At 69.2% G+C, this 26,726-nt stretch carries 18 protein-coding genes; 11 read left to right on the top strand and 7 right to left on the bottom strand.

Annotated features, from left to right (window positions below):
- Positions 1-350: 350 nt before the first annotated feature.
- The 5 genes from CEK68_RS05665 (at position 351) to CEK68_RS05645 (ending at position 12,355) form a co-directional block, all read left to right on the top strand.
- Positions 351-2,018 carry a ShlB/FhaC/HecB family hemolysin secretion/activation protein gene (locus tag CEK68_RS05665; RefSeq protein ID WP_152237317.1) on the top strand — a complete coding sequence of 556 codons (1,668 nt, stop codon included), beginning with the start codon at positions 351-353 and terminating at the stop codon, positions 2,016-2,018.
- Positions 2,019-2,052: 34 nt separating this feature from the next.
- Positions 2,053-8,325, top strand: a complete 6,273-nt coding sequence (locus CEK68_RS05660; protein WP_152238805.1) for a YDG domain-containing protein — start codon at positions 2,053-2,055, stop codon at positions 8,323-8,325.
- Between the two features lie 545 nt (positions 8,326-8,870).
- Complete coding sequence (locus tag CEK68_RS05655) at positions 8,871-9,713, top strand: alpha/beta fold hydrolase (RefSeq protein ID WP_152238804.1); 843 nt, start codon at positions 8,871-8,873, stop codon at positions 9,711-9,713.
- A 398-nt stretch (positions 9,714-10,111) separates the two neighbouring features.
- On the top strand, positions 10,112-11,200 hold the full coding sequence (locus CEK68_RS05650; RefSeq protein WP_226977771.1) for a carotenoid 1,2-hydratase: 1,089 nt from the start codon (positions 10,112-10,114) through the stop codon (positions 11,198-11,200).
- A gap of 111 nt (positions 11,201-11,311) precedes the next feature.
- Positions 11,312-12,355, top strand: coding sequence for a lipocalin-like domain-containing protein (locus tag CEK68_RS05645; protein WP_152237305.1), 1,044 nt, complete (start codon positions 11,312-11,314; stop codon positions 12,353-12,355).
- A gap of 491 nt (positions 12,356-12,846) precedes the next feature.
- Here CEK68_RS05645 and CEK68_RS05640 read toward each other — a convergent pair whose 3' ends face one another.
- Entirely contained in the window at positions 12,847-14,370 is a 1,524-nt protein-coding gene (locus CEK68_RS05640; RefSeq protein ID WP_152238803.1) for a YifB family Mg chelatase-like AAA ATPase, read from the bottom strand.
- Between the two features lie 13 nt (positions 14,371-14,383).
- A complete protein-coding gene (locus CEK68_RS05635) occupies positions 14,384-14,653 on the bottom strand; it encodes an accessory factor UbiK family protein (protein WP_017908021.1) in 270 nt (89 codons plus the stop codon).
- A 176-nt stretch (positions 14,654-14,829) separates the two neighbouring features.
- On the opposite strand from CEK68_RS05635, the gene CEK68_RS05630 reads away from it, so the two are divergent.
- Complete coding sequence (locus CEK68_RS05630; protein WP_010341856.1) at positions 14,830-15,168, top strand: P-II family nitrogen regulator; 339 nt, start codon at positions 14,830-14,832, stop codon at positions 15,166-15,168.
- A 162-nt stretch (positions 15,169-15,330) separates the two neighbouring features.
- Here CEK68_RS05630 and CEK68_RS05625 read toward each other — a convergent pair whose 3' ends face one another.
- Complete coding sequence (locus tag CEK68_RS05625) at positions 15,331-16,062, bottom strand: hypothetical protein (RefSeq protein WP_152238802.1); 732 nt, start codon at positions 16,060-16,062, stop codon at positions 15,331-15,333.
- 252 nt (positions 16,063-16,314) lie between these two features.
- Complete coding sequence (speE, locus tag CEK68_RS05620; protein WP_017908019.1) at positions 16,315-17,166, bottom strand: polyamine aminopropyltransferase; 852 nt, start codon at positions 17,164-17,166, stop codon at positions 16,315-16,317.
- A gap of 302 nt (positions 17,167-17,468) precedes the next feature.
- Between speE and speA the strand changes: the two genes are divergently transcribed.
- Together speA and CEK68_RS05610 are read left to right on the top strand one after the other, a co-directional pair.
- Complete coding sequence (speA, locus tag CEK68_RS05615; protein ID WP_017908018.1) at positions 17,469-19,358, top strand: arginine decarboxylase; 1,890 nt, start codon at positions 17,469-17,471, stop codon at positions 19,356-19,358.
- 204 nt (positions 19,359-19,562) lie between these two features.
- Positions 19,563-20,678, top strand: a complete 1,116-nt coding sequence (locus CEK68_RS05610; RefSeq protein WP_152238801.1) for an acyltransferase — start codon at positions 19,563-19,565, stop codon at positions 20,676-20,678.
- 150 nt (positions 20,679-20,828) lie between these two features.
- Here CEK68_RS05610 and CEK68_RS05605 read toward each other — a convergent pair whose 3' ends face one another.
- Entirely contained in the window at positions 20,829-21,737 is a 909-nt protein-coding gene (locus CEK68_RS05605; RefSeq protein ID WP_152238800.1) for a LysR substrate-binding domain-containing protein, read from the bottom strand.
- A gap of 101 nt (positions 21,738-21,838) precedes the next feature.
- Between CEK68_RS05605 and CEK68_RS05600 the strand changes: the two genes are divergently transcribed.
- Genes CEK68_RS05600 through CEK68_RS05590 form a run of 3 tightly spaced genes read left to right on the top strand, consistent with a single transcriptional unit; the run spans position 21,839 to position 23,138 of the window.
- The gene (locus CEK68_RS05600) at positions 21,839-22,189 is read left to right on the top strand and encodes a carboxymuconolactone decarboxylase family protein (protein WP_152238799.1); all 351 of its coding nucleotides are present in this window, start codon (positions 21,839-21,841) and stop codon (positions 22,187-22,189) included.
- Positions 22,189-22,587: a tautomerase family protein gene (locus tag CEK68_RS05595; RefSeq protein WP_152238798.1), complete on the top strand. Its 399-nt coding sequence runs from the start codon at positions 22,189-22,191 to the stop codon at positions 22,585-22,587. Before CEK68_RS05600 ends, CEK68_RS05595 begins: the two co-directional genes overlap by 1 nt.
- Positions 22,584-23,138, top strand: a complete 555-nt coding sequence (locus tag CEK68_RS05590; RefSeq protein ID WP_152238797.1) for a DUF4865 family protein — start codon at positions 22,584-22,586, stop codon at positions 23,136-23,138. The genes CEK68_RS05595 and CEK68_RS05590 overlap by 4 nt, the downstream gene beginning before the upstream one ends.
- 19 nt (positions 23,139-23,157) lie before the next feature.
- On the opposite strand, the gene CEK68_RS05585 is transcribed toward CEK68_RS05590, so the two are convergent.
- Together CEK68_RS05585 and CEK68_RS05580 are read right to left on the bottom strand one after the other, a co-directional pair.
- A complete protein-coding gene (locus tag CEK68_RS05585; RefSeq protein WP_152238796.1) occupies positions 23,158-24,165 on the bottom strand; it encodes a pyridoxamine 5'-phosphate oxidase family protein in 1,008 nt (335 codons plus the stop codon).
- A 324-nt stretch (positions 24,166-24,489) separates the two neighbouring features.
- Complete coding sequence (locus CEK68_RS05580; RefSeq protein ID WP_152238795.1) at positions 24,490-26,544, bottom strand: TonB-dependent receptor; 2,055 nt, start codon at positions 26,542-26,544, stop codon at positions 24,490-24,492.
- Positions 26,545-26,726 lie beyond the last annotated feature (182 nt).

Raw genomic sequence — 26,726 nt, 5'->3', positions numbered from 1 at the left:
AGGCGAGCGTGCGATGGCGATCTTGCGCAATCGAGTGCGCGCACGCTGTGGCGCCGGCGATGCGCGTCAGAATTCCGCCGCCGATGAGGGTGACGTGCCGGGCGCCGACCGTTTGAGTGCGCCAAAAATCCGCCGAAAAAGCCTGCAATTCTGCGGCGCGAGCGGGATGCGTATGCGGTCTTCTGACGTTACGCGGGCGTGTCAGAACTCGTAAGTTTTCACACCCTCGTGATCTCCAGAATGGCGCCGATCAACAAGGGCGCGTTCTGCGCACCACACGGGGACATTGCATGAATACCACGCGGCTGGCCAAGCTTCTTGGCCTCGGCTCGTTGCCACTCGCTGTCAATTTGGCTCTTGCGCAGACGGCGCCGCCGGACGCGGGTTCGCTGCTCAACCAGCAGCAGCGCCAGGAACGGTTGCAGCCGCCGGCCGACGATGCGGCCGCGTTGCTGCAGGCGCCGTTGCCCGATGCGCCGGATGGCGGCTTCAGCGCACGCATCGACCGCGTCCGCTTCAGCGGAGCCGAGGGCGCGATCGACACGCAGGCGCTGCAGGCGGTGGTTGCCGATGCGCTGGGCAAGTCGCTGACCCACGCGCAGTTGCAGGCGCTGGCGCAGCGGGTCAGTGCCGCGCTGCAGGCGCAGGGTTATCTGCTGGCGCGCGCCTATCTGCCGCGGCAGGACCTGAGCAACGGCGAGCTGGAGATCGCGATCATGATCGGGCGTCTGCAGAACGCGCCCGGCCGCGTGCAGGTGCTGTCCGACGATGCCGCGCTGCGCGCCCGCGCGACCGGCATCGCCGATGCGGCCTTGCCCGAAGGGCCGGTGCGCAACGACCAGTTGGAGCGCGCGCTGCTGTTGATCAACGACGTGCCAGGCGTGAGCGCGCGTGCGACGCTGGAAAAGGGCGCCGAGCCCGGCAGCAGCCGCCTGCTGATCCGTGCCGATAGTGCGCCGGCGTGGATCGGCGGCGCGAGCGTGGACAACTTCGCCAACCGCTACACCGGCGCGTGGCGCAGCAGCGCCTGGGGCGCGGTGAATCGGCCGTTCGAGCACGAGGACCTGCTCGGCGTGAACCTCAGCCACAGCAGCGGCAGTGATCTGCTGGGTCTGAACTACGCCATCGGCCTGACCCCGTCGGGTCTGCGCGCCAACGTCGCCGCCTCGTCGATGCACTACGCGGTTGGCGCCGAGTTCAAGCCGCTGGACCTGCGCGGCAGCGCGCGTACCGTCAGCGCCGGCCTCAGCTATCCGCTGTTGCGCACGCGCAAGCGCAGCCTGTGGATCAGCATGGACGCCGAGCGTCGCGAGCTGGTCGACAAGGCGCTGGGCCAGGTCCTGCGCGAGCGCAATCTGGACCGGCTCACCACCATGCTCAGCGGCAACGCCTGGGACGGTTGGTGGGGCGGCGGTTACTTCGGCGCCAGCCTGGGCTGGGTCGCCGGCCGTGTGGAGTTGGACAACGCGGCCGACCGCATCGCCGACGGGCTGAGCGCGCGCACCCGCGGCAGCTACAACAAGCTGGTCTGGCGCGTGGAGCGCAATCAGAGCCTGGGCGGCTTGAGCAACTGGGGCCTGTACGTGGGTGCCAATGGCCAGTTCGCCAGCAAGAACCTGGATTCGTCGGAGAAGTTCCTGCTCGGCGGCCCGTCCGGGGTGCGCGGGCATGCGGTCGGCGAAGGCAGCGGCGACAACGGCTGGCTGGTCAATGCCGAGCTGCGCCGCGATTTTCTCGTCGCCAGGCACGTGCGTGCGCAGGCGCTGTTGTTCGCCGATCACGGCCACGTGCGCCAGCACATCGATCCGTGGGCAGGGTCGGTGATGCCGTGGTCGGGCAATGCGTACGACCTGTCCAGCGCTGGTATCGGCCTGAACCTGCAAGGCGAGCGCTGGTCGCTGCGCGGTGCCTGGGCGCACCGGCTGGGCGACAACCCCGGCCGCAGCGCCGCCGGCCTGAACGCCGACGGCCTGCGCGACGACCACTACCTGTGGCTGCAGGCAAGCCTGCGCTTCTGACGCCGCCACTCCACGCCTTCTGAGGACGATTCGCATGAATCACATCTACCGTTTGATCTGGGACGAACTGCGTGGCGCCTACGTGGTCGCCGCCGAAATTTCCCGCTGCCGCGGCAAGCGCAGCGGCACCGTGGTGCGCGCTGCCGCCGCCGCGATCGCCATCGGCAGCGTGCCGCTGTCGGCCTATGCCGTGGATCCTGGCGCATTGCCCGACGGCGCGCAGATCGCCGCCGGCAATGCGCACCTGGACCAGCACGGCGCCAACCTGACCGTGCATCAGGACAGCCAGCGGCTGATCCTGAACTGGAACAGCTTCGACATCGGCAACCAGGCCAGCGTGCGCTTCGAGCAGCCCGACAGCACCGCCATCGCGCTGAACCGCGTGCTCGGTGGTACGCCCAGCCAGGTGCTGGGCGAACTGAGCGGCAACGGCCAGGTCTGGCTGGTCAATCCCAACGGCGTGTACTTCGGCAAGGGCGCGCAGGTGGACGTGGGCGGGCTGCTGGTCAGCTCGCTTGGCATCAGCGACAGCGACTTCCTGGGCGGACACGCGCGCTTCGTCGCCAGCGGCGCGGCCGGCGCGGTGCGCAACGAGGGCGCGATCCGCGCCAACGGCGGCGTGGTGGCATTGCTGGCGCCGGCGGTGAGCAACACCGGCAGCATCGCGGCGGGCCAGGTCGGCCTGGCCGCAGGCGATCGCGTTGCGGTGGACTTCGGCAGCGACGGCCTGCTGTCGCTGGCGGTCGCCCAGGACGCGCTGAAGGCGGAACTGGCGCAGAGCGGCACCATCCGCGGCAACAACGTGGTGCTCAGCGCCGCCGGCGCCAGCGCGCTGCGCTCCAGCGTCATCAACATGGATGGCGTGGTCGAAGCGACCTCGCTGGGCGCGCATGGCGGTCGCATCCTGCTCGACGGCGGCGACGCCGGCCAGGTCCACGTCAGCGGCCGCCTCGACGCCAGTTCGGCGACCGGCCAGGGCGGCCGCATCGACGTGCTCGGCCAGCAGCTACGCCTGGACGGCGGCGCGCGCCTGGACGCCAGCGGCGCGACCGGCGGTGGCGCCATCCACGTCGGCGGCGGTTGGCAGGGGCACGATCCGGCGTTGCGTAACGCCACCCACGTGGAGGCCGATGCCAGCGTCGCGCTCGACGCCAGCGCCGGCAGCAGCGGCAACGGCGGCGAAGCGGTGGTCTGGTCCGACGGCGACACCCGGTTCGCCGGCAGCATCGCCGTGCGCGGTGGCGCGCAAGGCGGCAACGGCGGCCGCGCCGAAGTCTCCGGCAAGCAGCAACTCGCCTACAGCGGCCGCACCGATGCCAGCGCGGCCAACGGCGCGATGGGCGACCTGCTGCTGGACCCGGACACCATCAGCATCCAAGGTGGCGGCACCGGCATCGGTTCCCTGGGCGGAAGCACGGTATACGTGCGGGACCTGCAGGCGCAGAACGCCAACGTGATGCTGGTGGCCGACAATGGCATCACCTTCGGCGACCTGTCGCTGAACGGCGGCAACGGCCGCCTGAGCATGGCCAACAATGTCAGCCTGCGTCTGGAGAACACCAACGGCACCATCAGCTTCGCCAATCCGACCAATACGGTGGAAGTGTTCGGGACCGGCAGCATCTACATGCAGAGCGGGCGCACCAACACCGGCTTCCTGAGCAGCATCGGCAACCTGATCGCACATGGCCCCGGCACCAATCCCGGCACGCTGCCGACCCACGACGTCACCCAGAACGGCAACGGTACCCCGGGCGCCGGCTCGATCACCCTGTACGGCGCCGACGGCATCTCGGTCAGCGGCGCGCTGACCACCAATGGCGGCTACGTGCGCATCTGGGGCGACTCGGACAACATGGGCGGCGGCGACCTGACCCTGAACTCGCCGATCTTCAGCAATGGCGGCAACGTGTACCTGTCCACCGGGCAGGGCGCGGTGACGCTGAACTCCAACATGACCCTCGGCGCCGGGCGCGTGCTGTTCAAGGCCGATGGCAGCTACACGAGCGGCGAAAAAATCCTCAACGGCCTGATCGACGCCAGTGGGGACTTCAACATCGATACCGCCTTCACCATGAAGGGCGGCGCCAGCATCTACACCAGCGGCAACATCGTGTTCGGCAACGTACCGGTCAATCTCGATACCGGCAGTGGCGTGCTGGTGCTGCGCGCCAACAAGATCGACTGGGGCTCGTCGACCCTCAACAACCTCAGCACCGCGTCGATGCGCTTGGAGCCGTACGACCCTTCGGTCAACATGGTGCTGGGCGACGCCAACGGCTTCGCTTCGGCGGCGACGCTGAACAAGCTGCCGGGCATCCGCAACCTGACCATCGGCCGCGCCGATGGCACCGGCACCATCAGCGTCTCCGGCAACTACAACTTCAACGCCAGCGGCAGCTTCGAACTGCTCGACAAGACTCTCGACATCACCGCCGGCAGCCTCAGCAACAGCACCGGCGACGTGATCCTGACCGGCGACACCATCAACCTCAGCCAGCATGTCACCGCCAACGGCGGCAACGGCAAGGTCACGATCCGGCAGATGACCGCGGCCAACGCCCTGCATCTGGGTACCGGGCTCAGCAACGCGACGATCGGCCAGGTCAACGCGGCCACGCTGGAAGTGGGCCGCAGCGACGGCGGCGACCTGGTGTTCGACAGCGACATCGTCACTGGCGCCAGCACCGTGAGCCTGAAGAGCGGCCAACGCGTCTTGGGAGTCAACGGCGGCGTATCTGCGGCCAAACTGGCGGTCACCGCCGGCGCTGGCGCCACCCTCAGCGACAGTACCTTCAACTTCACCACGCTGGCGCTGGACGTGGGCGGCGCCACCCAGATCGCCAGTTCCAGCGCCACTTGGGGCCTGGGTCTCGCCGACACGCTGACCGGCTTGAATGTGCGCGCCGGCACCACCGGGACGGTGGGGTTGAACGCGACAGGAACTTTGGGCCTGAACAGCGCGATCAACTTCAACAACAGCGCCGCCACCCTCGCCGCCACTGCCGGCACCGGTTTCGATGCGGCCAGCACCACGCTGAGCAATCAGACGGCAGCTACCGTGGCCTTCGCCCTGTCCGGCGGCAACCCGTTCGCGTTCGGCGGCAGCAGCACTGTCCTGAGCGGCAGCATGCTGTCGCGCTTCAACGGCGTGAGCACGTTGCGTGTGGATGCGTCGGGCAATGACGTGACGATGGGGGCGTTCAACGTCGCCGTTGGCAACCGCATGCAGGTGCAGGCGCGTCGTTTGCAGCAGACCGGCGATGTCGGCGTGAGCGGCGGCAGCCTCTATCTCAGCGCCGCGCAGGGCGGCCTGACCCTGAACCACGGCATCAGCGCCGCGCAGACGCTGTCGCTCAACGACGTGGCCGGCACCGGCATCCAGGGCAGCGGCGCGTTGACCGCCGCGGCACTGGCGCTGCGCTCCAGCGGCCCGGTGTCGCTGACCTCCGCCAGTACCCTGGTGAACGCGATCGCGGCGCAGAGCGGCGACCTGACTTTCCGCAACAACGGCAGCCTGCTGGTCGGCAGTGTCGATGGCCTCGCCGGCATCGCCTCCACCGGCGCGGTGGACGTGCGCCTGACCGGCGCCAGCGCGGACCTGACGCTGCAACAGGCGGTGAGCGCGGGCAATGCCGCGCAGCGACAGACCGGCGTGCTGCTGGCGGCCGGCCGCAACTTCATCAATCAGGCAGGCAGCAGCGCGGTGAGCACCGGCAACGGCCGCTGGCTGGTGTATTCCACCTCGCCGCTCAATGACACCCGCGGCGGTCTGGCGCCGCAGTTCAAGCAGTACAACGCCGGCACCGGCAGCACCGTGCTGGATGCGGGCAGCGGTTTCCTTTACCGCGTCGCCCCGACCGTTGCCGTCGCCCTGACCGGCGCAGCCAGCAAGACCTATGACGGCAATGCCGCTGCCGCACTGGGCGGGATCGGCTACACGGCCAGCAGCGGTGCGATCGACGGCGATACGGTCGTCGTCACCGGCACCACCGCGCACTACGACAGCAAGAACGTCGGCCACGGCAAGGCGGTCACCGTCGACGGCCTGAGCGTGGACCACGCCGGCAACGGCGCGGTGCGCGTGTACGGTTACGGTCTGGCCAGCACCAGCGCCAGTGCCAACATCGGTACGATCGGCCAGAAGACGCTGCAGCTGGGGGCCGGCTCGATCCAGGGCAAGGTCTACGACGGCACCACCACCGCCAGCCTGGGGTCGGCGGCCCTGAGCGGCGTGGTGAGCGGCGACGACGTGCGCTTCGCCGGTGCATCCGGCGCGGTGTTCGCCGACAAGCGCGCCGGCGTCAACAAGCAGGTCACCGTGTCCGGCATCGCGCTCGGCGGCAACGATGCAGGCAACTACCTGGTCGACAGCACGGCCTATGCCGACATCGCCAAGCGCACGCTGACGGTGGCGGTCGACATCGCCGGCAAGGTGTACGACGGCGGGATCGGCGCGCAGGTGCGCAACGCCACGCTCGGCAATGCCGTCGTCGGCGACGATGTGTCCGTCGCCACCCAGGCCGCGTTCGTCGACAAGAACGTCGGCGACAACAAGAGCGTCGTGGTCGCCGCACAACTCGGCGGCACCGATGCCGACAACTACGTCATGGACGTGGCCACCTCGACGCCGCGCGGCAGTACCGCCTCGATCACGCCCAAGACGATCGACGCCGGCACGCTGAGCGTGACGGCCAAGGTGTACGACGGCAACCGCACCGCCAACGTCGGCAGCAACGACCCGGTCGGCACGCTGAGCGGGGACGACGTGGCACTGGTCCTGCAGGGCCAGTACGACGACAAGAACGCCGGCACGGGCAAGCGGGTGGACGTGACGGCGGGCTTGCGCGGTGGCGACGCCGGCAACTACCAGTTGCTCGCGACTCGCCTGCAGTCCAGCGGCGACATCACGCCCAAGACGATCGACGCCGGCACGCTGAGCGTGACCACCAAGGTGTACGACGGCAACCGGACCGCCACCGTCGGTAGCAGCGGCCTGGTCGGCACGGTCGGTGGGGACGACGTGGCGTTGATCTTGCAGGGCCTTTACGACACCAAGAACGCCGGCACCGGCAAGCGCGTGGACGTGACCGCGGACCTGCGCGGTGGCGATGCCGGCAACTATCGCCTGGTCAACACCAGCCTGCAGTCGCGCGGCGACGTGGCGGCGAAGGCACTGACCGTCGGCAATGTGGCCGTGCTGGACAAGCGCTTCGACGGCGGCAGCGACGCGGTGCTGGTACTGCCGCCGCTGCGTGGCGTGGTCGCTGGCGACGAGGTCGCGCTGCAGGGTCGGGGTCAGTACGACAATGCCTCGGCCGCGGCGGGCAAGACGGTGCAGATCGCACTGGCCCTGAGCGGTGCCGACGCGGGCAACTACCGCCTGACCGACGCGCGTCAGCAGACCGTCGCCGGCATCGAGGACCTGCCGGGCCGCAACGCGGTGGACGCGGTCTCGCAGCCGAGCATGGGGGGCAACGGCACGCAGCCGGGCGGCACCGCCGACGGCAATTCGTTGACGGCGGCGGGCGCGATTTCGGCAGCGGCCGGCGCGATGGGGGAACTCGGCGCATCGGCGCAACCGCGGCTGGGTGGAACCTCGCTCGATCCGACCGGCGCCGGCAGCACGGTATCGGGTGGCGGCGCCGGTGGCAGCGGTAGCGGCCTTGGGGGTAGCGTCGGTGGTTCGGGCGGTGCCGGCGGCACTGCCGGCGCTGCGATCGGCACGGGCACCGGGACCACCGCGGCCGACGGTGCCACCGGCTCGGCGGGCGCCAATGCCGGTGGCAACGGCGCAGGCAACGTCGCCGATGCCCAGGGCGGTGCTGGCGCCGCAAGCCAGGGTGCCGGCCAGCGCGGCGGTGCCCCGGGCGATGTGGCGATGGAGCAGGTGCTGCGCAACGGTGCCGGCGTGAGCCTCGCTACCGGTGGCGAGACCCTGGCGCAGCCTGAAGTGGCGGTGCTGACGGTGTTCGACGGCGAAGGCCGTGCGCTTGGCCGCCTGCGGGTGGAAGACCTGGGCAGCAGCCTGGCGCTGCACCCGCTGGACGGCAGCGCGCCGACCGCGCCGAACCTGCAGCAGAACGTTCGCGCCAGCGCCCAGACCAGTGTGGCCGTCGATGCGGACGAGAACGCTACGCTGCGCCTGTCCCTGCTGGAAGACGGCACGCTCCACGTGGTGGCGCCGCGTTCGGCCGCACGCATGGACCGCGAAACGCTCAGCGCCTACGCGCTCGGCGCGCTGAAACAGCAGGCGGGCGTGTCGGTGCAGCAGGTGCGCGCGCTGGTGCTGAGCTTCGTCGACTGACGGAGTGGCGAGGGACACAGGGGCGGCTGCCGCCTCTGCGTCCCGGCGGCCTGGCTGATCGGGGGAAAGGCCAGGCCGGGTTCGACCGTCTCGGCGCGGGTGATGCGCCTGAAGCGGAGGCAGCGGCGTCCGCGGTGCGATGGTGGCAAGCGCGGAGCACCCTTGCGGTGAGATCAAGGTCATCGCCTCGCCATCGTCGCGCCGCGGACGCGCCACATTCTGGAGGTGTCATTGCCTGATGCATGCAGGGTGCGACACAGCGCGACCCTGCGTCGCACAAGCCCTCATGCGGGAGTGTGCTCTGGCAGCCTTGTGGGTGGGAGGCTGCCGCCGCCGTTCCGGCGCATGTGCCGCGCGGCCAGCGCGATGCTGTGCCGCCCATCGCTGCAGTGTCGCCGCACCGGGGCGATACGGCTATCGTATCGGGATGCCGAGCGCTTCCCCACTTCCCTTTCGACGCAAGAAACGGCGTGTTGCTCGCGCGGCGATGGCGTTGTTGGCCGCTGGCTGTCGGCGTGGCTGGCGGTAGTCGCGGTGTCGCACGCATGATCGCGACGAGCAGTTCGCGCAGGCCCCTGCCCAAGCCGACCGTCCGCCGGCTCGGCGCGGACGATGCGCTGGCCTATCTGCGGGTGGGCGAGGGCGCGCCGGTGCTGCTGGTGCACGGGGCCCTGTGCGACTACCGCTACTGGGCACCGCAGCTGCGCGGCCTGGCCGACCGCTTCCAGCTCAGTGCACTGAGCCTGGGCCAGTATTACCCGCGACTGCCGTCGGCGTCGCGGCATGCGTTCGGCTGGCGCTGGCATGCGCAGCAGCTCGCCGCCTTCCTCGCCGAGGAAGCGCGGCCAGTGCACCTGGTCGGGCATTCCCGCGGAGCCGCCGTGGCCTGGCAGGCGGCATTGCTGCGGCCGGACGCCATCGCCAGCCTGACCCTGTTCGATCCAGGCGGTCCGCAGCCGCAGGGACTGCCGCCCGAGGTGCAGGCGGTCCGCGCACAGGCGATCGCGCTGCTGCAGGGCGGCCAGATCGAGGCGGGCCTGGAGTGCTTCGTCGATTCGGTCAGCCAGCCCGGGGCCTGGGCGCGCAGCAGCGCGAGCTTCCGGCAGATGGTGCGCGACAACGCGCAGACCCTGGTGCCGCAGATCGCCGATGCACTGCCGGCGTACCGGCCCGAGCAGGCCGCCACCCTGGCGATGCCGGTGTTGCTGGTCGCCGGCGAACGCAGTCCGGCCCAGTACCGCGACAACGCCGCCGCCCTGGCGGCCTGGCTGCCGCAGGTGCGCCATGAGGTACTCGCCGGCGCCTCCCATGGCATGACCTTCACGCATGCGCGCCGCTGCAACGGCTTGATCGCCGATGCGGTGGCCGCGGCCGACCGGATGCTTTGAGGCTCTGCTCGCGGATGCCGCGGCGTGGAACATTTTGCACTGGACGATTATTTGGACAGGAAGCGTGACCGGCGGATTTCTATGCACGGAACGTCCGTGCGCATTGCGGAAAATAAGTATGGGGAAATTTTCTGCGATTTGCGCATCGTCTGCGGTGATTGTCGGAAATTGGTTATAAATCCCGCTGCCGCCGACGCCGATTGAGCGTCATGCGCTGTCATGATGAGACCTGCGTTGCAGGATTGAAAAATTTAAAATTGAATCATTGACAGCCACAACGGCGGCAATAGATTTGAATCGAACGCGACATCGCTGCACTGCACAAAACGTCATCGCGTTCCACGCAAGCCCGACAGCTGCAGTCGGTACTCACTTAATGCTACTCAGGGGATTCCGTCATGAAAATGATTCGGATGCACGAACTCGTGCATGCCTTCGCGATCGCCGCTCTCGCGTTTCCCGCGACGCTGCTTGCGCCCGCCGCGTCCGCGCAGGCGATCGGGACATTTCCACCCATCGAAACAAGCATCTCGCTCCCACACGACGAAGCGTCGCATCGCCAGCCGGCCGAATGGTGGTACATGACCGGTTTTCTGGACGGCACCGATCCATCTGGGGGAAAACACTCATACGCGTATGAAATGGTGGTATTTCAGATCGTTGGTGTCGCCAATACCGCACCGATCTACGACGCGCATTTCGCGATCTCGGATCTGGATCGCGGCGATTTCCGTTTCAAGAAGCAGGTGGTGACCGGGCCGTTCACCACGTCGACGGATCGTTTCGATCTGGACGTCGCCGGCTTCCAGATGGGCGGTTCGATGGGCAGTTATTATGCCAAGGCCGCGCCTGTCGATCTGGATTATGCCATCGACCTCAGTACCCAGGCGCTGCAGAAACCGACCTTGAACGGAACCAATGGCGTGGAAACCTATGGCGGATTCATCTCGCCGTATTATTCCTTCAACGTCAATGCAACCAGCGGCACCGTCTGGGATCACGGCGTGCCGGTCAAGGTCACCGGCACTTCCTGGTACGACCACGAATGGGCCAACGGCATCCCGGGCGACGCCAACAGCGGGTGGACCTGGTTCGGCGTGTCGTTGGACGACAACAGCCAATACAACATCAGTTTCTTCATGAAGGGCGACGGTACGGTCGATCAGGCGCTCGCCGTCAAGACCGCCGAAGGTCACTACACCCCGCTCGATCCCAGTGCGCTCAAGCTCGAACGGATCGGCAGCTGGACGAGCCCCAACACCGGCTACACCTATCCGGCGCAATGGAAGGTCACCTTGCCGGACGGCGCGATCACGATCACGCCGACGCTGCAGAACGCCGAGCTGTATGCGCCGGCCACGCAGAAGTTCTATTTCGAGGGTCCTGCCAAGGTGGTCGGCACGGTGGCGGGGAAATCGATCACCGGCAGGGCATTCGCCGAAATGAACCCGTGGGGCGTGGATTGGGGGATGCGCGTCCTGCCGTGAAGTGCCCAGTCGCATCCAATCAGTACGACATCCATCATCATCTTGCAGGGGATCACAATGCGTCTGTCAACAAAAACGTTTAGCCGCTTCCGCGGCTGGCTCGCTGCTGCCATGGTCATCGCGTGCGGCTTCTCGTCCGCACCCGTGGCTGCGCAGGTGTTCGAAGAACCCACGCCGGTGCAATTGCCGCGCGACGAGGGTCCGCACCACAGTCAGTTGGAATGGTGGTATTTCGTCGGCCATCTGTATGGCGTGGACCCCAGCGGCGCCAAGCGCGAATTCGGCTACGAGGTCACCGTGTTCCAGTTGTGGCCGATCGGGTCCGGGCCTGCCACCTATTCCTGGCACTTCGCGGTCACCGACGTGAACAACAAGCTGCACAAGGTGGAGGAGCGCGTCGTCACCGATCAGATTCCCGATCAGAAGGGCTCTTTCAACTTCGCCAACAACGGCTGGTCGATCAGCGGGTCGCAGCAGAATTACGCGATCAAGGGCGCACTGAGCGATGGGCGCTTCGCCATCGACCTCAAGACCAGCAGCGACATGCCGTTCGTGCTGCATAACGGCAACGGCGTGGTGGACTACCGTCCCATCGCCAAGACCTCGGCGTACTACTCTTCCACGGCGCTGGACACCGAAGGCACGGTCTACGACAACGGCGTGCCGATCAAGATCATCGGTACCTCGTGGCAGGACCGGCAGTGGTTCGTGAAAGGCATGGCCTCCGACGAGAACGGCTCCTTCTTCGGCGGCGGCTGGAACTGGTTCGCCATCCAGATGGATAACGACACCCAGTACATGCTGTATTACCTTCAGGACCCCAACACTGGCGCCATTACCAACAAGTACGGCACGCGCGTGTCCAAGGGCGTGGCGACCCCCGTCTCCGGCGACCAGATGGATCTGCAACGGCTGGCGACCTGGACGAGTCCGAACTCCGGTTACACCTACGAGTCCAAGTGGAACGTGATCCTGCCGGAAGGCAACCTGCTCATCACGCCGCTGGTCGACGACCAGGAGATGCTCTGGACCGGGCACCGCACGTATTGGGAAGGCGCTTCGCAAGTGGTCGGCACGCTCAACGGCGCTGCCGTGACCGGCCGCAGCTACGTCGAAGTCAATCCGTGGCGACAGCCGTACACGTCGCTGCCCTGAACGAGGCGGCGTATCGCAGCAACCTTGTTCCAGGCGGAGATAGTCGCCTGGAACAACGGTGTGTGTGACGTGGGCAGCGGTGGTGCACGGCGCGGCGACGGCCGCGCCGATTGGCCCGAGGAGGCCGCCGCCGCCTCGCGGTTGGGCGGGATAGGCGCAGCGTCGCGCCAGGGGGCACGCGCGCCATCCCGCAGGAGCGCGGTGCCCGCCGCGTTCCTGCGGGAGGGTTCGCCGGCTGCGGATTGGTCGGGTCGTTTGTAGAAGCGGCGTCAGCCGCGACAGGCTTCGCCGGGAAGGCCCCGTCGCGGCTGAAGCCGCTCCTGCAAACTACTTCCCGTCGTTATTGGCGGTTCCCCGAAGCCGCACCCACACGACAGGCCACCGTCCTGCGGCTCAAGCTCGCAGAGGAGTGAGTGCGTCGGAGGTGGTGCGGGCGGCGCTCCAACATGGCCCGCATCCGTTCGATCCACAGACCAGCGGTGGCGGCGGTCCTAGGCGCTACGCGCCACCGGGGCCGGTTCGCCGCGATCCAGTTGCCGGTAGGCGATGGCCTCGGTCAGGTGCGCGGTGGCGATGGCGTCGCTGGCGTCCAGGTCGGCGATGGTGCGCGCCACGCGCAGGATACGGTGCAGCGAGCGCGCCGACAGCCGCAGGCGCTCGATCGCGTGTTCCAGCAACGCTTCATCGTGCGGCTGCAGCCGGCAGTCGCGCAGGGTCTCGCTGTGGCCGAGCTGGCCGTTGGGCCGGCCGGCGCGGCGCTGTTGCCGTTGCCGCGCCTGTTCGACGCGGGCGCGCACCGTGGCGCTGGCTTCGCCGGGCGGGGCATCGGCGCGCAGCGCCTGTGGCGGCAGCCGCGGCACTTCCACGTGCAGGTCGATGCGGTCCAGCAGCGGGCCGGAGATGCGCGCGCGGTATCGCCGCACCGCGTCCTCGCTGCAGCGGCAGCGACCGCTGGGGTCGCCGGCCCAGCCGCAGGGGCAGGGATTCATCGCCGCCACCAGTTGGAAGCGCGCGGGAAACTCGGCGCTGCGCGCCGCGCGCGACACGGTCACCTGGCCCGATTCCAGCGGCTCGCGCAGCACTTCCAGCGCATGCCGGTTCCACTCCGGCAGTTCGTCCAGGAACAGCACGCCGTGGTGCGCCAGCGAGATCTCGCCCGGGCGCGGATGAGTGCCGCCGCCGACCAGCGACACCGCGCTGGCGGTGTGGTGCGGTGCGCGGTAGGGGCGTTGCCGCCAGCGTGCCGGATCCACGCCGCGGCCGCTGACCGAAGCGATGGCCGCGCTCTCCAGTGCCTCGGCTTCGCTGGCCGCGGGCAGGATCCCGGGCAGGCGCGAGGCCAGCAGGGTCTTGCCGCAGCCGGGGCTGCCGATCAGCAACAGGTGGTGATGCCCGGCCGCGGCGATCTCCAGGGCGCGCCGCGCCTGCGCCTGGCCGCGCACGTCGCTCAGGTCGGGAAAGGGCGCGGCGACCGTGGGCGGCGCGGTGGCCGCGGGCAGGGTCTTGCTGCCGTTGAGCAGGCCGCAGACTTCCAGCAGGGTGCGTGCGGTGTAGGCCTGCACGTGTTGCGCCAACGCGGCCTCGGCGCCGTTGTCGGCCGGGACGATCAGGGTGCGCCCAGCCTGGGCGGCGGCCAGTGCGGCCGGCAGGACGCCGTCGACCGGACGCAGTTCGCCGGTCAAGGCCAGTTCGCCGAGGAATTCGTACTGGCCGAGCACCTGCGGGTCAAGCTGGCCGGCGGCGGCGAGGATGCCCAGCGCGATCGGCAGGTCGAAGCGGCCGCCCTCCTTGGGCAGGTCGGCCGGGGCCAGGTTGACCGTGATCCGCCGTGCCGGGAACTCGTACTGCGCGCAGAGCAGGGCGGCGCGGACGCGGTCGCGCGATTCGCGTACCGCCGCCTCGGGCAGGCCGACGATCTGCGTGGTCGGCAGGCCGCCGGACAGATGGACTTCGACCCGAACCGGAGGCGCAAGCACCCCCGCGCGGGCACGGCTGTGCACCAGCGCCAGGCTCATGGTGGCGGGTGGATCAGGCGGTGGGGCTGGGCGACTGCCCGCTGCGTGCCGCTTCCAGCGCGGCGACGCTGCGCTCCAGCGCTTCGAGCTTCTCGCGCGTGCGCAGCAGCACCGCGCGCTGCACTTCGAATTCCTCGCGGGTGACCAGGTCGAGCTTGCCCAGCCCGGCCTGCAGCGCGCTCTTGAAGGTGCTCTGCAGTTCGTCGCGGGATTGGCGCAGGCCCGGCGGCACCAGATCGCTGAGGCGGCGGGCGAGGTCGTCGAGATGGTTGAGGTCGATCATGGCTGTGCTCCGGCAGGTGGCGTCAGATTGCGGCACCGGAAAGGTCGGGACCATCGGGATCGGACGCGGCGCGCTGTCGGAAAATTCCGGCGTTGGGGGCGCGCGGCCATTGAACCCGACGGCCGGGAATCGCGCAACCGCGCTATCCTGACGCCATTGTGATTGGAGAACGCCGCATGAAGATGATCATGGCCGTGATCAAGCCGTTCAAGCTCGACGACGTGCGCGAGGCGCTCGCCGCGCAGGGCGTGGCCGGCATCACCGTCACCGAGGTCAAGGGCTTCGGCCGGCAGAAGGGCCACACCGAGCTGTATCGCGGCGCCGAGTACGTGGTCGATTTCCTGCCCAAGGTGAAACTGGAAGTGGCGGTCAGCGAGGACCAGGTCGAGCGCGTGGTCGAGGCCATCGTCAAGGCCGCCGCCACCGGCAAGATCGGCGACGGCAAGGTGTTCGTCTACGACCTGGGCACGGTGGTGCGGATCCGCACCGGCGAACTGGACGCGGACGCGCTGTAACGCAGTCACCGCGCCTGCATCGCCGTGGCATGGATGGTGTCGTGTAGGAGCGGTTTCAGCCGCGATGGGCGTTCCCGATAGAACCTGTCGCGGCTGAAACCGCCCCTACAGGCGTGGCGGGCCAGTTGGATAGGTCAGGCACGCTGCGAGTCAGCCGCCGACTCAGACGCCGCCGTAGCCGCGGCCGAGGGTGAGCCAGAACGTCGCCACCACCAGCACCGCCACGACGACCGTGGAGCGGCTGGACGGTAGCGGCAGTGGCGCGCGCGACCGGCGCGACAGCGCGATGACCACCAGGCCGATCGGTGCCAACAGGCCTTCCTGCGCCGCCTCGCGCAGTGCCGGCAGCACCGGCCCGGCATGGAACAGCACGCTCGCGCAGGCCACCGTGCCGGCAGTGGCGTAGGCCGCCAGCATTGGCCTGCCTTTCGGCAGCCATGGGGCGATGGCGCGCAGCACCTGCAGATACAGCCAGGCGCCGGCCAGTCCCATCCCCAGTCGCCAGGCCCAGGCTGGCTGCAGGGCGAGATCGCGCAGGACGAAGGCGAGGTCTCCGTCATTGGTGACCGCGGAGAACAGCAGGTAGCCGGCGCCCCACATTCCGTTGAAGGCGGCGATCAGCGCGAGCGCCAGGCGCGGCGTGTCCGCGCGACGGCGGCGTGCCGCCAGGATGCAGGCTGCGGCCACGCATAGATTCGCCAGCGGGCCGGCGGCATCGACGAAGGGGCGCCCAGGCTGGCAGCGGAAGTACACCGACGTGAGCCAGCGGACGGTGCCGCCGCTGCCCAGGCAGGCCAGGCCATGGCCTACCGCTTCGTGGGCGACGCAGGCGACGACGAAGCCGATCGCGGCCAGCGCGCACAGGGTCCACGGCGACGTCGTCTGGGAGCGCATGGCAGGCTCGCGGTGTGTGCGATGGAGGCCGGCGCATCGTCGCACGCGCCGGCCATGGCGTGCGGCATCGTTTGGCGCCTACAGCGCGCGATCGCGGCAACCGGCGAGGCGATGCCATGCGCGATGCAGCGCGCCTGTCGATTCGGATGCGCACGCGTTGGGGGCCGGCCTTACCGAGGGCCCCGACAGCGCCGGCGATCCGCGGCATCGGCGCACGTCAGGCGCGCGCCGATGCCGAAGAGGACCGGGGGCTTAGCCGCCCAGCGCCTCGGCCACGAACGGCGGCAGCACCTGGGTGCCGGTGTGCAGGTGCGCGCTGTAGTAGCGGGTGGCGAACGGCTTGGCCGCGGCGTCGTCCTGGCGGAAGTCGAAGCCGCCCTGCTTGCGCGCCATGGTCACACTCCACCAGCCGGTCGGGTAGCACGGCTGCGGGAACGGCACGGTGTGGAAGCTGGCGAAGCCGGCCTTGCCCATTTCCGTGCGCATTTCCTTGATCAGGTCCAGCAGCGCCAGCGGCGACTCGGACTGCTGCACCAGGATGCCGTCGTCCTTCAGCGCCTTGAAGCAACTCTCGTAGAAGGCCTTGTTGAACAGGCCTTCGGCCGGGCCGACCGGGTCGGTGGAGTCGACGATGACGATGTCTACGCTGCCGGCCGGGCAGTTGGCCATGTAGGCCACGCCGTCGTCGAACAGCAACTCGGCACGCGGATCGTTGTTGGAGTCGCACAGTTCCGGGAAGTACTTCTCGGCCATGCGCGTGACCTGCTCGTCGATGTCGCACTGGGTGGCGCTTTCCACGCCCGGGTGCTTGAGCACTTCGCGCAGGGTGCCGCAGTCGCCGCCGCCGATGATCACCACGCGCTTGGGCGCGGCGTGGGTGAACAGCGCCGGATGGCTGATCATCTCGTGGTAGAAGAAGTTGTCGCGCGTGGTCAGCATCACCGCGCCGTCGATCACCATCAGCTTGCCCCAGTCGGTGGTGTCGTAGATCTCGATCTTCTGGAACGGCGACTGCACCTCGTCCAGCTTGCCGGTGATGCGGTAGCCGATGGCCGAGCCGGTGGGCTGGAAGTGTTCGATGTACCAGTTGTCGTTGGCGCTCATGGAATGTCCTAGGAAAGCAAAAAGAATGCAGCGTTTCCTTCTCCCCCCGGGAGAAGGTGGCGCGAAGCGCCGGATGAGGGTCGGGCGCAGCCTCGCGCAGCCGAACCACACGATTCTGTTACCGCATCCTCTCCGGATGAGGGGCGGACACAGCCTCGCGCATCCAGCCCGCACCACGCGCCCGCGAACCCGGCCCGGCTCCACCAGGAGCCGAGGGCGTCGGAACGGCGCGGATTGTAACGGACCCCACGCGTAGCAGGGGTTACAATCCACGCCCTTTTTCCCTCAGCCGAGCCGCCACGATGAGCGATTGGTCCCTCGACCAAGCCCGCAAGACCTACTCGATCCCGCACTGGGCGGACGGGTACTTCGACGTGGACGCGGCCGGCCGGGTGGTGGTGCGGCCGCAGGGCGCCGACGGCGTGGCGATCGCGCTGCCGGAGGTGGTGGACGCCGCGCGCGCGGCCGGGGCCAAGCTGCCGATGCTGGTGCGCTTCCCGGACATCCTCGGCGAGCGCCTGGGCAAGCTGCAGGCCGCCTTCGCCCAGGCCCAGGCCGACTGGGACTACAGCGGCGGCTACACCGCCGTGTACCCGATCAAGGTCAACCAGCACCGCGGCGTGGCCGGCACCCTGGCCAGCCACCAGGGCGAGGGCTTCGGCCTGGAGGCGGGCAGCAAGCCGGAACTGATGGCGGTGCTGGCGCTGTCGCGGCCGGGCGGGCTGATCGTCTGCAACGGCTACAAGGACCGCGAGTACATCCGTCTGGCGCTGATCGGGCGCAAGCTCGGGCTGCAGACCTTCATCGTCATCGAGAAGCCGTCGGAGCTGAAGCTGGTGCTGGAGGAGGCGCGCGCGCTGGACGTGAAGCCGGGCCTGGGCGTGCGCATGCGCCTGGCCTCGCTGGGCGCGGGCAAGTGGCAGAACAGCGGTGGCGACAAGGCCAAGTTCGGGCTGTCGCCGCGGCAGGTGCTGGACCTGTGGAAGACCCTGCGCGACACCGAATACGCCGACGCGCTGAACCTGCTGCACTTCCACATGGGGTCGCAGATCTCCAACGTGCGCGACATCGCCAACGGCATGCGCGAGGCCACCCGCTATTTCGTCGAGCTGTCCAAGCTGGGCGCGAAGATCAGCCACGTCGACGTCGGCGGCGGCCTGGGCATCGACTACGAAGGCACCCGCTCGCGCAGCTATTGCTCGATCAACTACGGCCTGCACTCCTACGCCAGCAACATCGTGCAGCCGCTGGCCAGCGCCTGCGAGGAGCACGGCCTGGCGCCGCCGCGCATCGTCACCGAGTGCGGGCGTGCGATGACCGCGCACCACGCGGTGCTGATCGCCAACGTGTCCGAGGTGGAGCAGGCGCCGGAAGGCCGCGTGCCCGACGCGCACGACGACGAACCGGCGGCGATCCGCCACCTGCGCGAGATCCATGCCGAACTGGACCAGCGCCCGGCGGTGGAACTGTTCCAGGAGGCGCAGCATTTCCACGCCGAAGGCCTCAGCGGCTACGCCCTTGGCCAGATCGACCTGACCCATCGCGCGCGCATCGACGACCTGTTCTATGCCATCGCCCACGGCGTGCGCGCGCGGCTGAGCCATGAGGAAAAGAGCCATCGTCCGGTGCTGGACGAGCTCAACGAGCGCCTGGTCGACAAGTACTTCGTCAACTTCAGCGTGTTCGAATCGATTCCCGACGTGTGGGCGATCGACCAGGTGTTCCCGATCGTGCCGATCGAGCGCCTGAACGAGGCGCCGGCGCGGCGCGGCGTGGTCTGCGACATGACCTGCGATTCCGACGGCATGGTCAAGACCTACGTCGAGAACGAAAGCCTGGACAGCTCGCTGCCGTTGCACGCGCTGCGCCCGGGCGAGAGCTACCGTATCGGCTTCTTCCTGGTCGGCGCCTACCAGGAGATCCTCGGCGACATCCACAACCTGTTCGGCGACACCGACGCGGTGGAAGTGGCGGTGGATGGCGACGGCTACCGCATCGCCCAGCAGCGCCGCGGCGACACCACCGACGTGATGCTGGACTACGTCGGCTACCGCCTGGACGACCTGCGCGCCGCCTACGCCGAACGCGTCGCCGCCGCGCAGTTGCCGGCCGCGCAGGCCACGGAACTGGCCGACGCGCTCGAGGCCGGCCTGACCGGCTACACCTACCTGTCGGACGAACCGCTGGGCTGACAGCGCGCGACCCACGCAAGCCCCTCTCCCCCCGGGAGAGGGGTTGGGGTGAGGGTACGCCCGTGCACGCAATCTTGGGGTTGGCCGCCTGGCGCCGCGGCTTGCATCTTCCAGGCGCGATCGCTTGGGCGTCGATAGACGGCTGCTGCCGCAACCGGCGATGCAACCAGTAAGCTGCGCGCTCCCCACCGCCACCGTCCCACGATGCGCTATCCCGGCCTCGACCTGCTGCGCGCCATCGCCATCGTCTGGGTGATGTTGTTCCACTCCTTCGTGGTCGGTGGGCTGGGCCCGGATTGGGAGTGGCTGTCGCGCTATGGCTGGATGGGCGTGGATCTGTTCTTCGTGCTCAGCGGCTTTTTGATCGGCGGTCAGGTGCTGGCGCCGCTGGCCCGCGGCGAGCCGCTGCGCTACGGCGAGTTCTACCGGCGCCGCGCCTACCGCATCCTGCCGGCGTACGCGGTGGTGCTGGCGTTGTACCTGGCATGGCCCGGGTTCCGCGAAGCGCCCGGGATCGCGCCGTGGTGGCTGTTCGCCAGTTTCACCCTCAACCTGGGCATCGACTACGCCAACCAGCAGGCGTTCTCGCATGCGTGGTCGCTGTGCGTGGAAGAGCACTTCTACCTGGTGTTTCCGCTGCTGGCGGCGTGGCTGCTGCGGCGGCCATCGGCGCCGCGTTTCGTGGCGCTGTGCGTGGCCGTGGTGCTGGCCGGCATCGCCCTGCGCAGTGCGATCTGGCTGCACGACAGCGCGCTGGATCGCATCGGTGCCGGGCTGCAGCGCAACTGGTTCATCGAGGATCTCTACTACCCCACCTGGAACCGCCTGGACGGCCTGCTGGCGGGGGTGGCGCTGGCGGTGCTGAAGACCTTCCGGCCGCAGCACTGGCAGCGGCTGCAGCGTCACGCCAGCGTCGTGGCGCTTGCCGGCATCGTGGTCTGTGCGCTGGCGATGTGGCTGTTCCGCGACCGCACCGGCCTGCTCGGCAATGCCATCGGCTGGCCGGTGCTGTCGTTGGGACTGGCGCTGCTGGTCGGCGCCGGCGCCTCCACCCAGGGATGGCTGGGGCGCTGCCGGGTGCCGGGCGCGGCCTGGCTGGCCGCGGTGTCCTACAGCCTGTACCTGAGCCACAAGGCGGCGTTCCATCTGACCCAGGCGTGGTTCGGCGCGCTGCTGGACGGGCGTGGACCGCTCGCCTTCGCCGGCTATGCCGGCATGGCGCTGCTGTTCGCGGCTGTCCTGCACTACGCGGTGGAGCACCCTTTCCTGCGCCTGCGCGAGCGGCGCGGCGCTCCGGCTGTCGCGACCGCGCATGGTTGAGCGCACGGTTTCCGATCCGCGCGGCACGTCCCGGTGAAGAGCGATGGCAATCCTTCAAGACCGTGGCCAGCGGCGGCGCCACATGCTCGCCGGCGTCCTGATCGCCAGGAGGATGCCCTGCAAGGGCGGCAGGTAAGCGCGCGGGACGTCTCAGCCATCCCCGACCATCGCTGCATGCGCCGCCTGCAGGCGCTGTTGCAGGATCTCCGCCAGCCGCGCCACCGCCGGCGGCGGCACGGCGACCGCGCGATGCAGGCTCAGCCCTAGCGCCGGCAACGCGGGCAGGCCGCCGGCGCCGGGCGGGAGCAGGGCCAGTCCGGCCGGCACCCCGGCCGGGGTGCGCAGGGTGATGCCCAATCCGGCGCGGACCGCCGCCCATACGCCGCCGAGGCTGGCGCTGGTGAAGGCGATGCGCCATGGGATGCCGGCGCGGTCCAGGGCGGTGGTCGCGGCCTTGCGCAGCAGGCAGGGGGCTTCCAGCATCACCAATGGCAATGGCGCCGCGCCGCTCCAATCGGCCACGTCCGGCGCGCTGCGGTCGCCTGCGGCGATCCAGCGCAGCGGCCACGCCGCTTGCGCCTGCCGATGCGCCGAGGCCGCGCCGGAGTCCCAGGCCAGGGCCAGATCCAGTTGCCCGGCCTCCACCCGCGCCAGCAGTTCCTGGTGGCGGGCGATGCGCGCTTCGATCCGCACCTGCGGGTGGGCGCGGGCGAAACGCCCGAGCACGTCCGGCAGCATGTGCTCGCCGAAGTCCTCCTGCAGCCCCAGCCGCACCCAGCCCTGCAGCGCCGTGTCCTGCAGGGCCACGACCGCCTCATCGTTGAGCTCGAGCAGCCGCCGCGCGTAGCCCAGCAAGGCTTCGCCGGCCTCGGTCAGGGCCAGGCCGCGGCCCTGGCGGCGCAGCACCGGCTGCCCGGCCTGCTCCTCCAGCTTCTTCAACTGTGCGCTGATCGCCGAGGTGGAGCGCCCGCGGCGCTCGGCCGCCTTGGCGAAGCTGCCCAACTCCACGCCGGCGACGAAGCTGCGCAGCGCGTCGAGGTCGAAGGTGATGGGGCGCATCGTTCGATCCTGATTTTCCGGACGGTCGTTTCGATATTTTCCGATTTTTCGAAAGGTTGTGCGCGACTAGGCTGTGCCCGTTCCCCCTGCGAGACCTTCCGATGTCCGACCCATCCACGCCGTTTCCTTCCCCGCAGGCCGCGTTCGGCGACATCGCGCCGGCCTTCGCCCGCCTCACCGACGAGGTGCTGTTCGCCGAGGTGTGGCAGCGCCCTGGGCTGTCGCCGCGCGAGCGCAGCCTGGTCACGGTGGCGGCACTGGTAGCCCTGTCGCGACTGGAGCAGTTGCCGCTGCACCTGGCGCGCGCACTGGACAACGGTCTGGACCGCGACACCCTGGCCGAGGCCATCACCCACCTGGCGTTCTACGCCGGCTGGCCGTGTGCGGCGTCCGCGCTGCCGTTGCTGCGCACCGCTGCCGCGGCGCGGCCGGCCATGACGGAGATGCGCTGATGCCGTACGCCCGCATCTCGCTACTGCGCGGTCATCCGCCTGCCTACCTGCGCGCGCTGTCGGCCAGCCTCTACCAGGCCATGCACGAGGCCTTCGACGTGCCGGCTGGCGACTGCTTCCAGGTCATCCACCAGCACGACCCGGACGAATTGGTGTTCGACCGTCACTACTTGGGCGGGCCGCGCTCGGATGGCTTCGTGCTCATCGCCATCACCGCCGGCCGCGAACGCAGCGACGCCTGCAAGCAGGCGTTCTACCGGCGCCTGGTCGAATTGCTGGCGATCGCGCCTGGGATCGCCCCGGAGGACGTGATGGTCACCATCGTCACCACCGCGGCGCAGGACTGGTCGTTCGGCGGCGGCCGCGCCGGCATCACGGCCCGCGGAGTGCCGGCATGATCGCCATGCAATACAGCATCGCGTTGCCGGCGGACTACGACATGGCGATCATCCGCCGCCGCATCGCCGACAAACGCCCGTTGCTCGACACGCTGCCGGGGCTGCAGTTCAAGGCCTACCTGGTCGCCGATCGCAGCGATCCGCTGCTGCCCGGCCGGCAGAACCTGTATGCGCCGTTCTATCTGTGGCGCGATGCGGCGGCGATGCACGTGTTCCTCGCCGGCCCCGCGTTCGCCGCGCTGTGCGAGGCCTTCGGACGCCCGACCGTGCAGGCGTGGATGGTCGGCACGGCGTGGACGTCCGCGGCGCTGCGCTCGGCGCGCTACGCCACCCGCGCGCTTCCGGCGCCATCGCCTGCCTGCGGAAACGACACCGATGACATGGACGTGCCTGACGAACGCGTGCTGGCCACGGTGTGCGGCTACGAACCGCAGGGATGGACGCGGCTGCGTTTTCATCTGTGGCGCGATCTGCCGCCGGAAGACGCCGCCGCACACCGCTATGCCGTGCATCACCTCAGCGCGCCCGGCGTGACCGACGCCGCCCGGTGATCGGCGGCGTTGGATGCGCTCAGTACATGTTCTTCTTGTAGTCGGCCTGCAGCCCTTTGCGCACCACGCCGGGCACCGAGACCGCCGCGCGCATCAGCGTGGCCTGGGCGCCGCGCGCGCCGCTGAGCCGGACGTGGTCGCGGAAGATCGCCGGCGGGTCCAGGTCGTGTGCGATGGCGGCGGGCGGCCAACGGTCGAAACGACCGAGCGCGCGGCTGTGCGTCTCCTCCATGAGCGCCGGCAGCACCCGCACCGCCAGATGCGGAACGCGTCCATCGACGGCGAGCGCGTTGCGGATCGCCTCGTCGGTGCTGGGGCGGGCGAGCCCCTCGATGCACACGCAGCGCGCGCTGCCGGGGCGCAGTGCCAGCAGCGCGAGCTGCGGCCGCGCCAGCAGGTTGCCCAGGCTGTCGACGCGGCGATTGCCCGGCCGGTCGGCGAACCACCAGGCGTCGCGGTGGGCTTGCAGCAAGGCCCCGGCGCGATCGCCGCGCGGACTGACATCGACGCGGCCCTCGGCATCGGCGGTGGCCAGGATCAGCAGTCGGCAACTGGCGAGCAATCCTTCCGGCGTCTCCGGTGGCGTGGTGTCGGTCTGCGCCTCCGCGTGCCACCAGTCGGCACGCAGCAGGGCCTTGGCGCAGTGCAGATAGCATTCCTCGACGGCAACGAACACGCGCGTGCCGTCGTCGCCGGCGATGCGGCCATTGACCCGCAGGGTTTCGCCTAATCCGGGCACCAGGAACAGCGAACCGAAGCCGGCGCCGACGTGCGCGTGGGCCGTGTCCAGTGCCTGCAGCGGGATCGACAGCAAATGCGGCGTATCGCCGCGCGCGAAGCCGGGTGCACCGCTGCCCGCACTCAATGCCAGGCGCTGGCCGGCGACGCCGGCGAACAGCAAGGGGCTGGCGGCCAGCCAGCGCAGCGCATGCGCGTCCAGGTGGTCGATCACCTTCAGGTCGCGCGGACCGGGCAGGTGGCCCACGCAGTCCTGCAGCTGCGCCGCATCGGTGACGAAGTCGGTCATGGCGATGTCTCCCGGAAGCGGAAGACGCCGTGGTCGAGCGAAGCGGGAGAGGTCATCGCAAAGCACTCCTGTGAACGAGCGGGAGGCTTGCGCGAAGGCTGGCGACGCCTGGAACCGTACCACAGCGCGGCGGACGCCGCGTCCGGCGACTTACGGTCGTCCTTGGCCATGCAACACCGTGACAGGCACCTCTCATCTCGCCGGGGGCATGTCCAGATACAAGGAGCGGCTTCAGCCGCGACAGGGGCGTTCCCGTGAAGCCCGTCGCGGTTGAAGCCGCTCCTATGCAGCACGCTGTGGCGGATGCAGGTGATGCGAGGTGCCCTACAGCCGCAGTTCGAACCCGAGATAGGCCGAACGCCCGGGCGCTGGCGAGAACATCGCCTGATTGTTGCCGCCCCAGAAGAAGTTGTCGTACCAGACGTAGGCGTAGCGGGCGTCGGTGAGATTCTTGACCTGCAGGTCGAGGCTGGTGCGCGGGCTGAGCTGGTAGCGCACGCTGGCATCGACCACGCGGAAGCCGCCGTACTTGCCCTGCGCATTGCGCTCGTCGATGTAGTAGTCGCCTTGCGCGCGCGCCTGCACGCCCAAGGTCCAGCGCGCATCGGGCCGGTAGTCGACGCCGGCGTTGCTGATGTAGCGCGGCACCGAGAACACCTCGCGGCCGCGCAGCGATTCGCCCGAGGCGTTGTAGGCGCTGACCACCTTGGCCTCCTGCAGCGCCTGCGACAGCCACAGCGTCCAGTGCTCGCCCAGTTGCGTGCTCAGTTGCAGGTCCACGCCCTGGCGCCGGGTCTGGCCCAGGCCCACGGTGGTGCCGGAGCTGACGTTGTTGGCCACCTCGTCGGTGGCGTCCTGGCGCCAGACCGCCACGCGCGCCTCGGTACCGGCGGCTGGCTGCAGTTTCAGGCCCAGTTCCTTGCCGGTGTTGATCGACGGCCGCACGCCCGGCTGGCCCGGCGTCAGGTAGGCCGGGGCGGTGGAACCGGTGAGGATCTGGAAGGTGCGGCCCCAGTTGGCATAGACGCTCAGCTGCGGGCTCAGCGCGTAGATCACGCTGAGCTTGGGCTGGTCGATCCAGCCGTAGCGCTGCAGCGGCGCGTGCACGCCGCCGGGCAGCGTGGTGTCGCCGGAAAAGCGGTCGACGCGGAACGCCGGCACGATCTTCAGCGCGTCGGTCGGCTGCAATACCGCCTGCAGGTACAGGCCGAGGTTGTCGAGCGTGTAACGGTCGTCGTTCTGCACGCGCGCCGGCGCGCTCCAGAAATCGGTCGGCACCGCGTAGGCATAGCGGTAGCGGCGATAGCGGTTGTTCTGGTGCTCGGCGTTGAGGCCGCCTTCCACGCTCAGCAGGTCGCTGGCCTGCCAGGTGACGGTGCTGAGCAGGCCGGTCTGGGTTTCGTCCCATTGCCGGCGTTGCCGCGGTGCGTTGCCGATCGGGTAGGGGGTGAAGGTGACGCGGCGTTCCTCGTCGTAGCGGTTGACGTACAGCGTGTTGCGCAGCTGCACACCGTCGCCGAGCTTGAAGTCGGCATGCACGCTGGCCTGGCGCAGGGTGCGCTCGCCGCCGTCGTTGGCATTCTGTGGCGGCGACTGGTCGCGGTCGTCGTCCCATTGCGCGGCGGTGAGGAAGCCGGGCGCATCGGCCTTCAGATGGTAGGCGCGGGCGATCAGGCCGATGCGCGCGGTGTCGTCGTCCTCGCCGTAGAACCACTTGCCGCCGAGTGTGTACTTGCGCGCGCTGTCGTGCGCGCGCTCGCCCTGCGTGGCCTGCGCGCCGACGAAATAGTTCTGTGCCAGGCCGCCGGCCTCATGGCCGACGGCGTACTGCAGTGCGCGCGTGGCGAAGCTGCCGTAGCTCAGCCGCAGGTCCTGGTAGTCGCCGCCCTGGCGGGTGGCGATGTTGAGGTTGCCGCCGATGTTGTGCAGGCCGTAGCGCGGGTCGTTGGTGCCGCGCACGACTTCGATGTAGGCGATCTCCAGCGGGAAGATCATGTCGGTGAAGCGCTGGTTGCCACTGTTGGCGTCGCTGGGCACGCCATCGATCAGGATCTTGATGCCGTTGAGGTAGCCCTCGCCGTTGAAGGCGCGGAAGGTGGCCTTGCCGGATTCGGCGCCCTGGCGGATCTCGGTGAGCTGCACGCCGGGCATCATGCCCAACAGCTCCCAGCCGTTCATGACCTGCTTGTCGCCGATCTGCTCGCTGCCGAGCACGTCGACCGAACTGAGGATGTTGCGGGTGGACAGCGAGGCGGCGGTCTCGCGCCGCGCCTCCACGGTGCCGAGGGTGGTGGTGGTCTCGGAGGTGAGGGTCTGCGCGGCGGCATGGCCGGCGGCAAGCCCGGCCAGCACGGCCAGGGCAAGGGAGTCGATCTTCATGGGGTCTGCAAGCAAGTGGGGACAGCGGAGGGCTGGCGGCAACGGCGAGGTTGCGGGGCTTGCTTGTTCGGTACGCTGGGCGTACCTCGCTCCGTGAAGACGATGTTATGCGATTTCGCGGGGAAAATCGCGCGGTTGTCTGCGCCACGCAGGCAACCGCGCCGTGGCATCGGCGTGCCCCG

It is taken from the genome of Xanthomonas sp. LMG 12461 (assembly GCF_009192935.1).
GTDB classification, from domain to species: domain Bacteria; phylum Pseudomonadota; class Gammaproteobacteria; order Xanthomonadales; family Xanthomonadaceae; genus Xanthomonas_A; species Xanthomonas_A sontii.
Note: the sequence above shows the minus strand (reverse complement) of the source record. Positions and strands in the feature narration are given on the sequence as shown.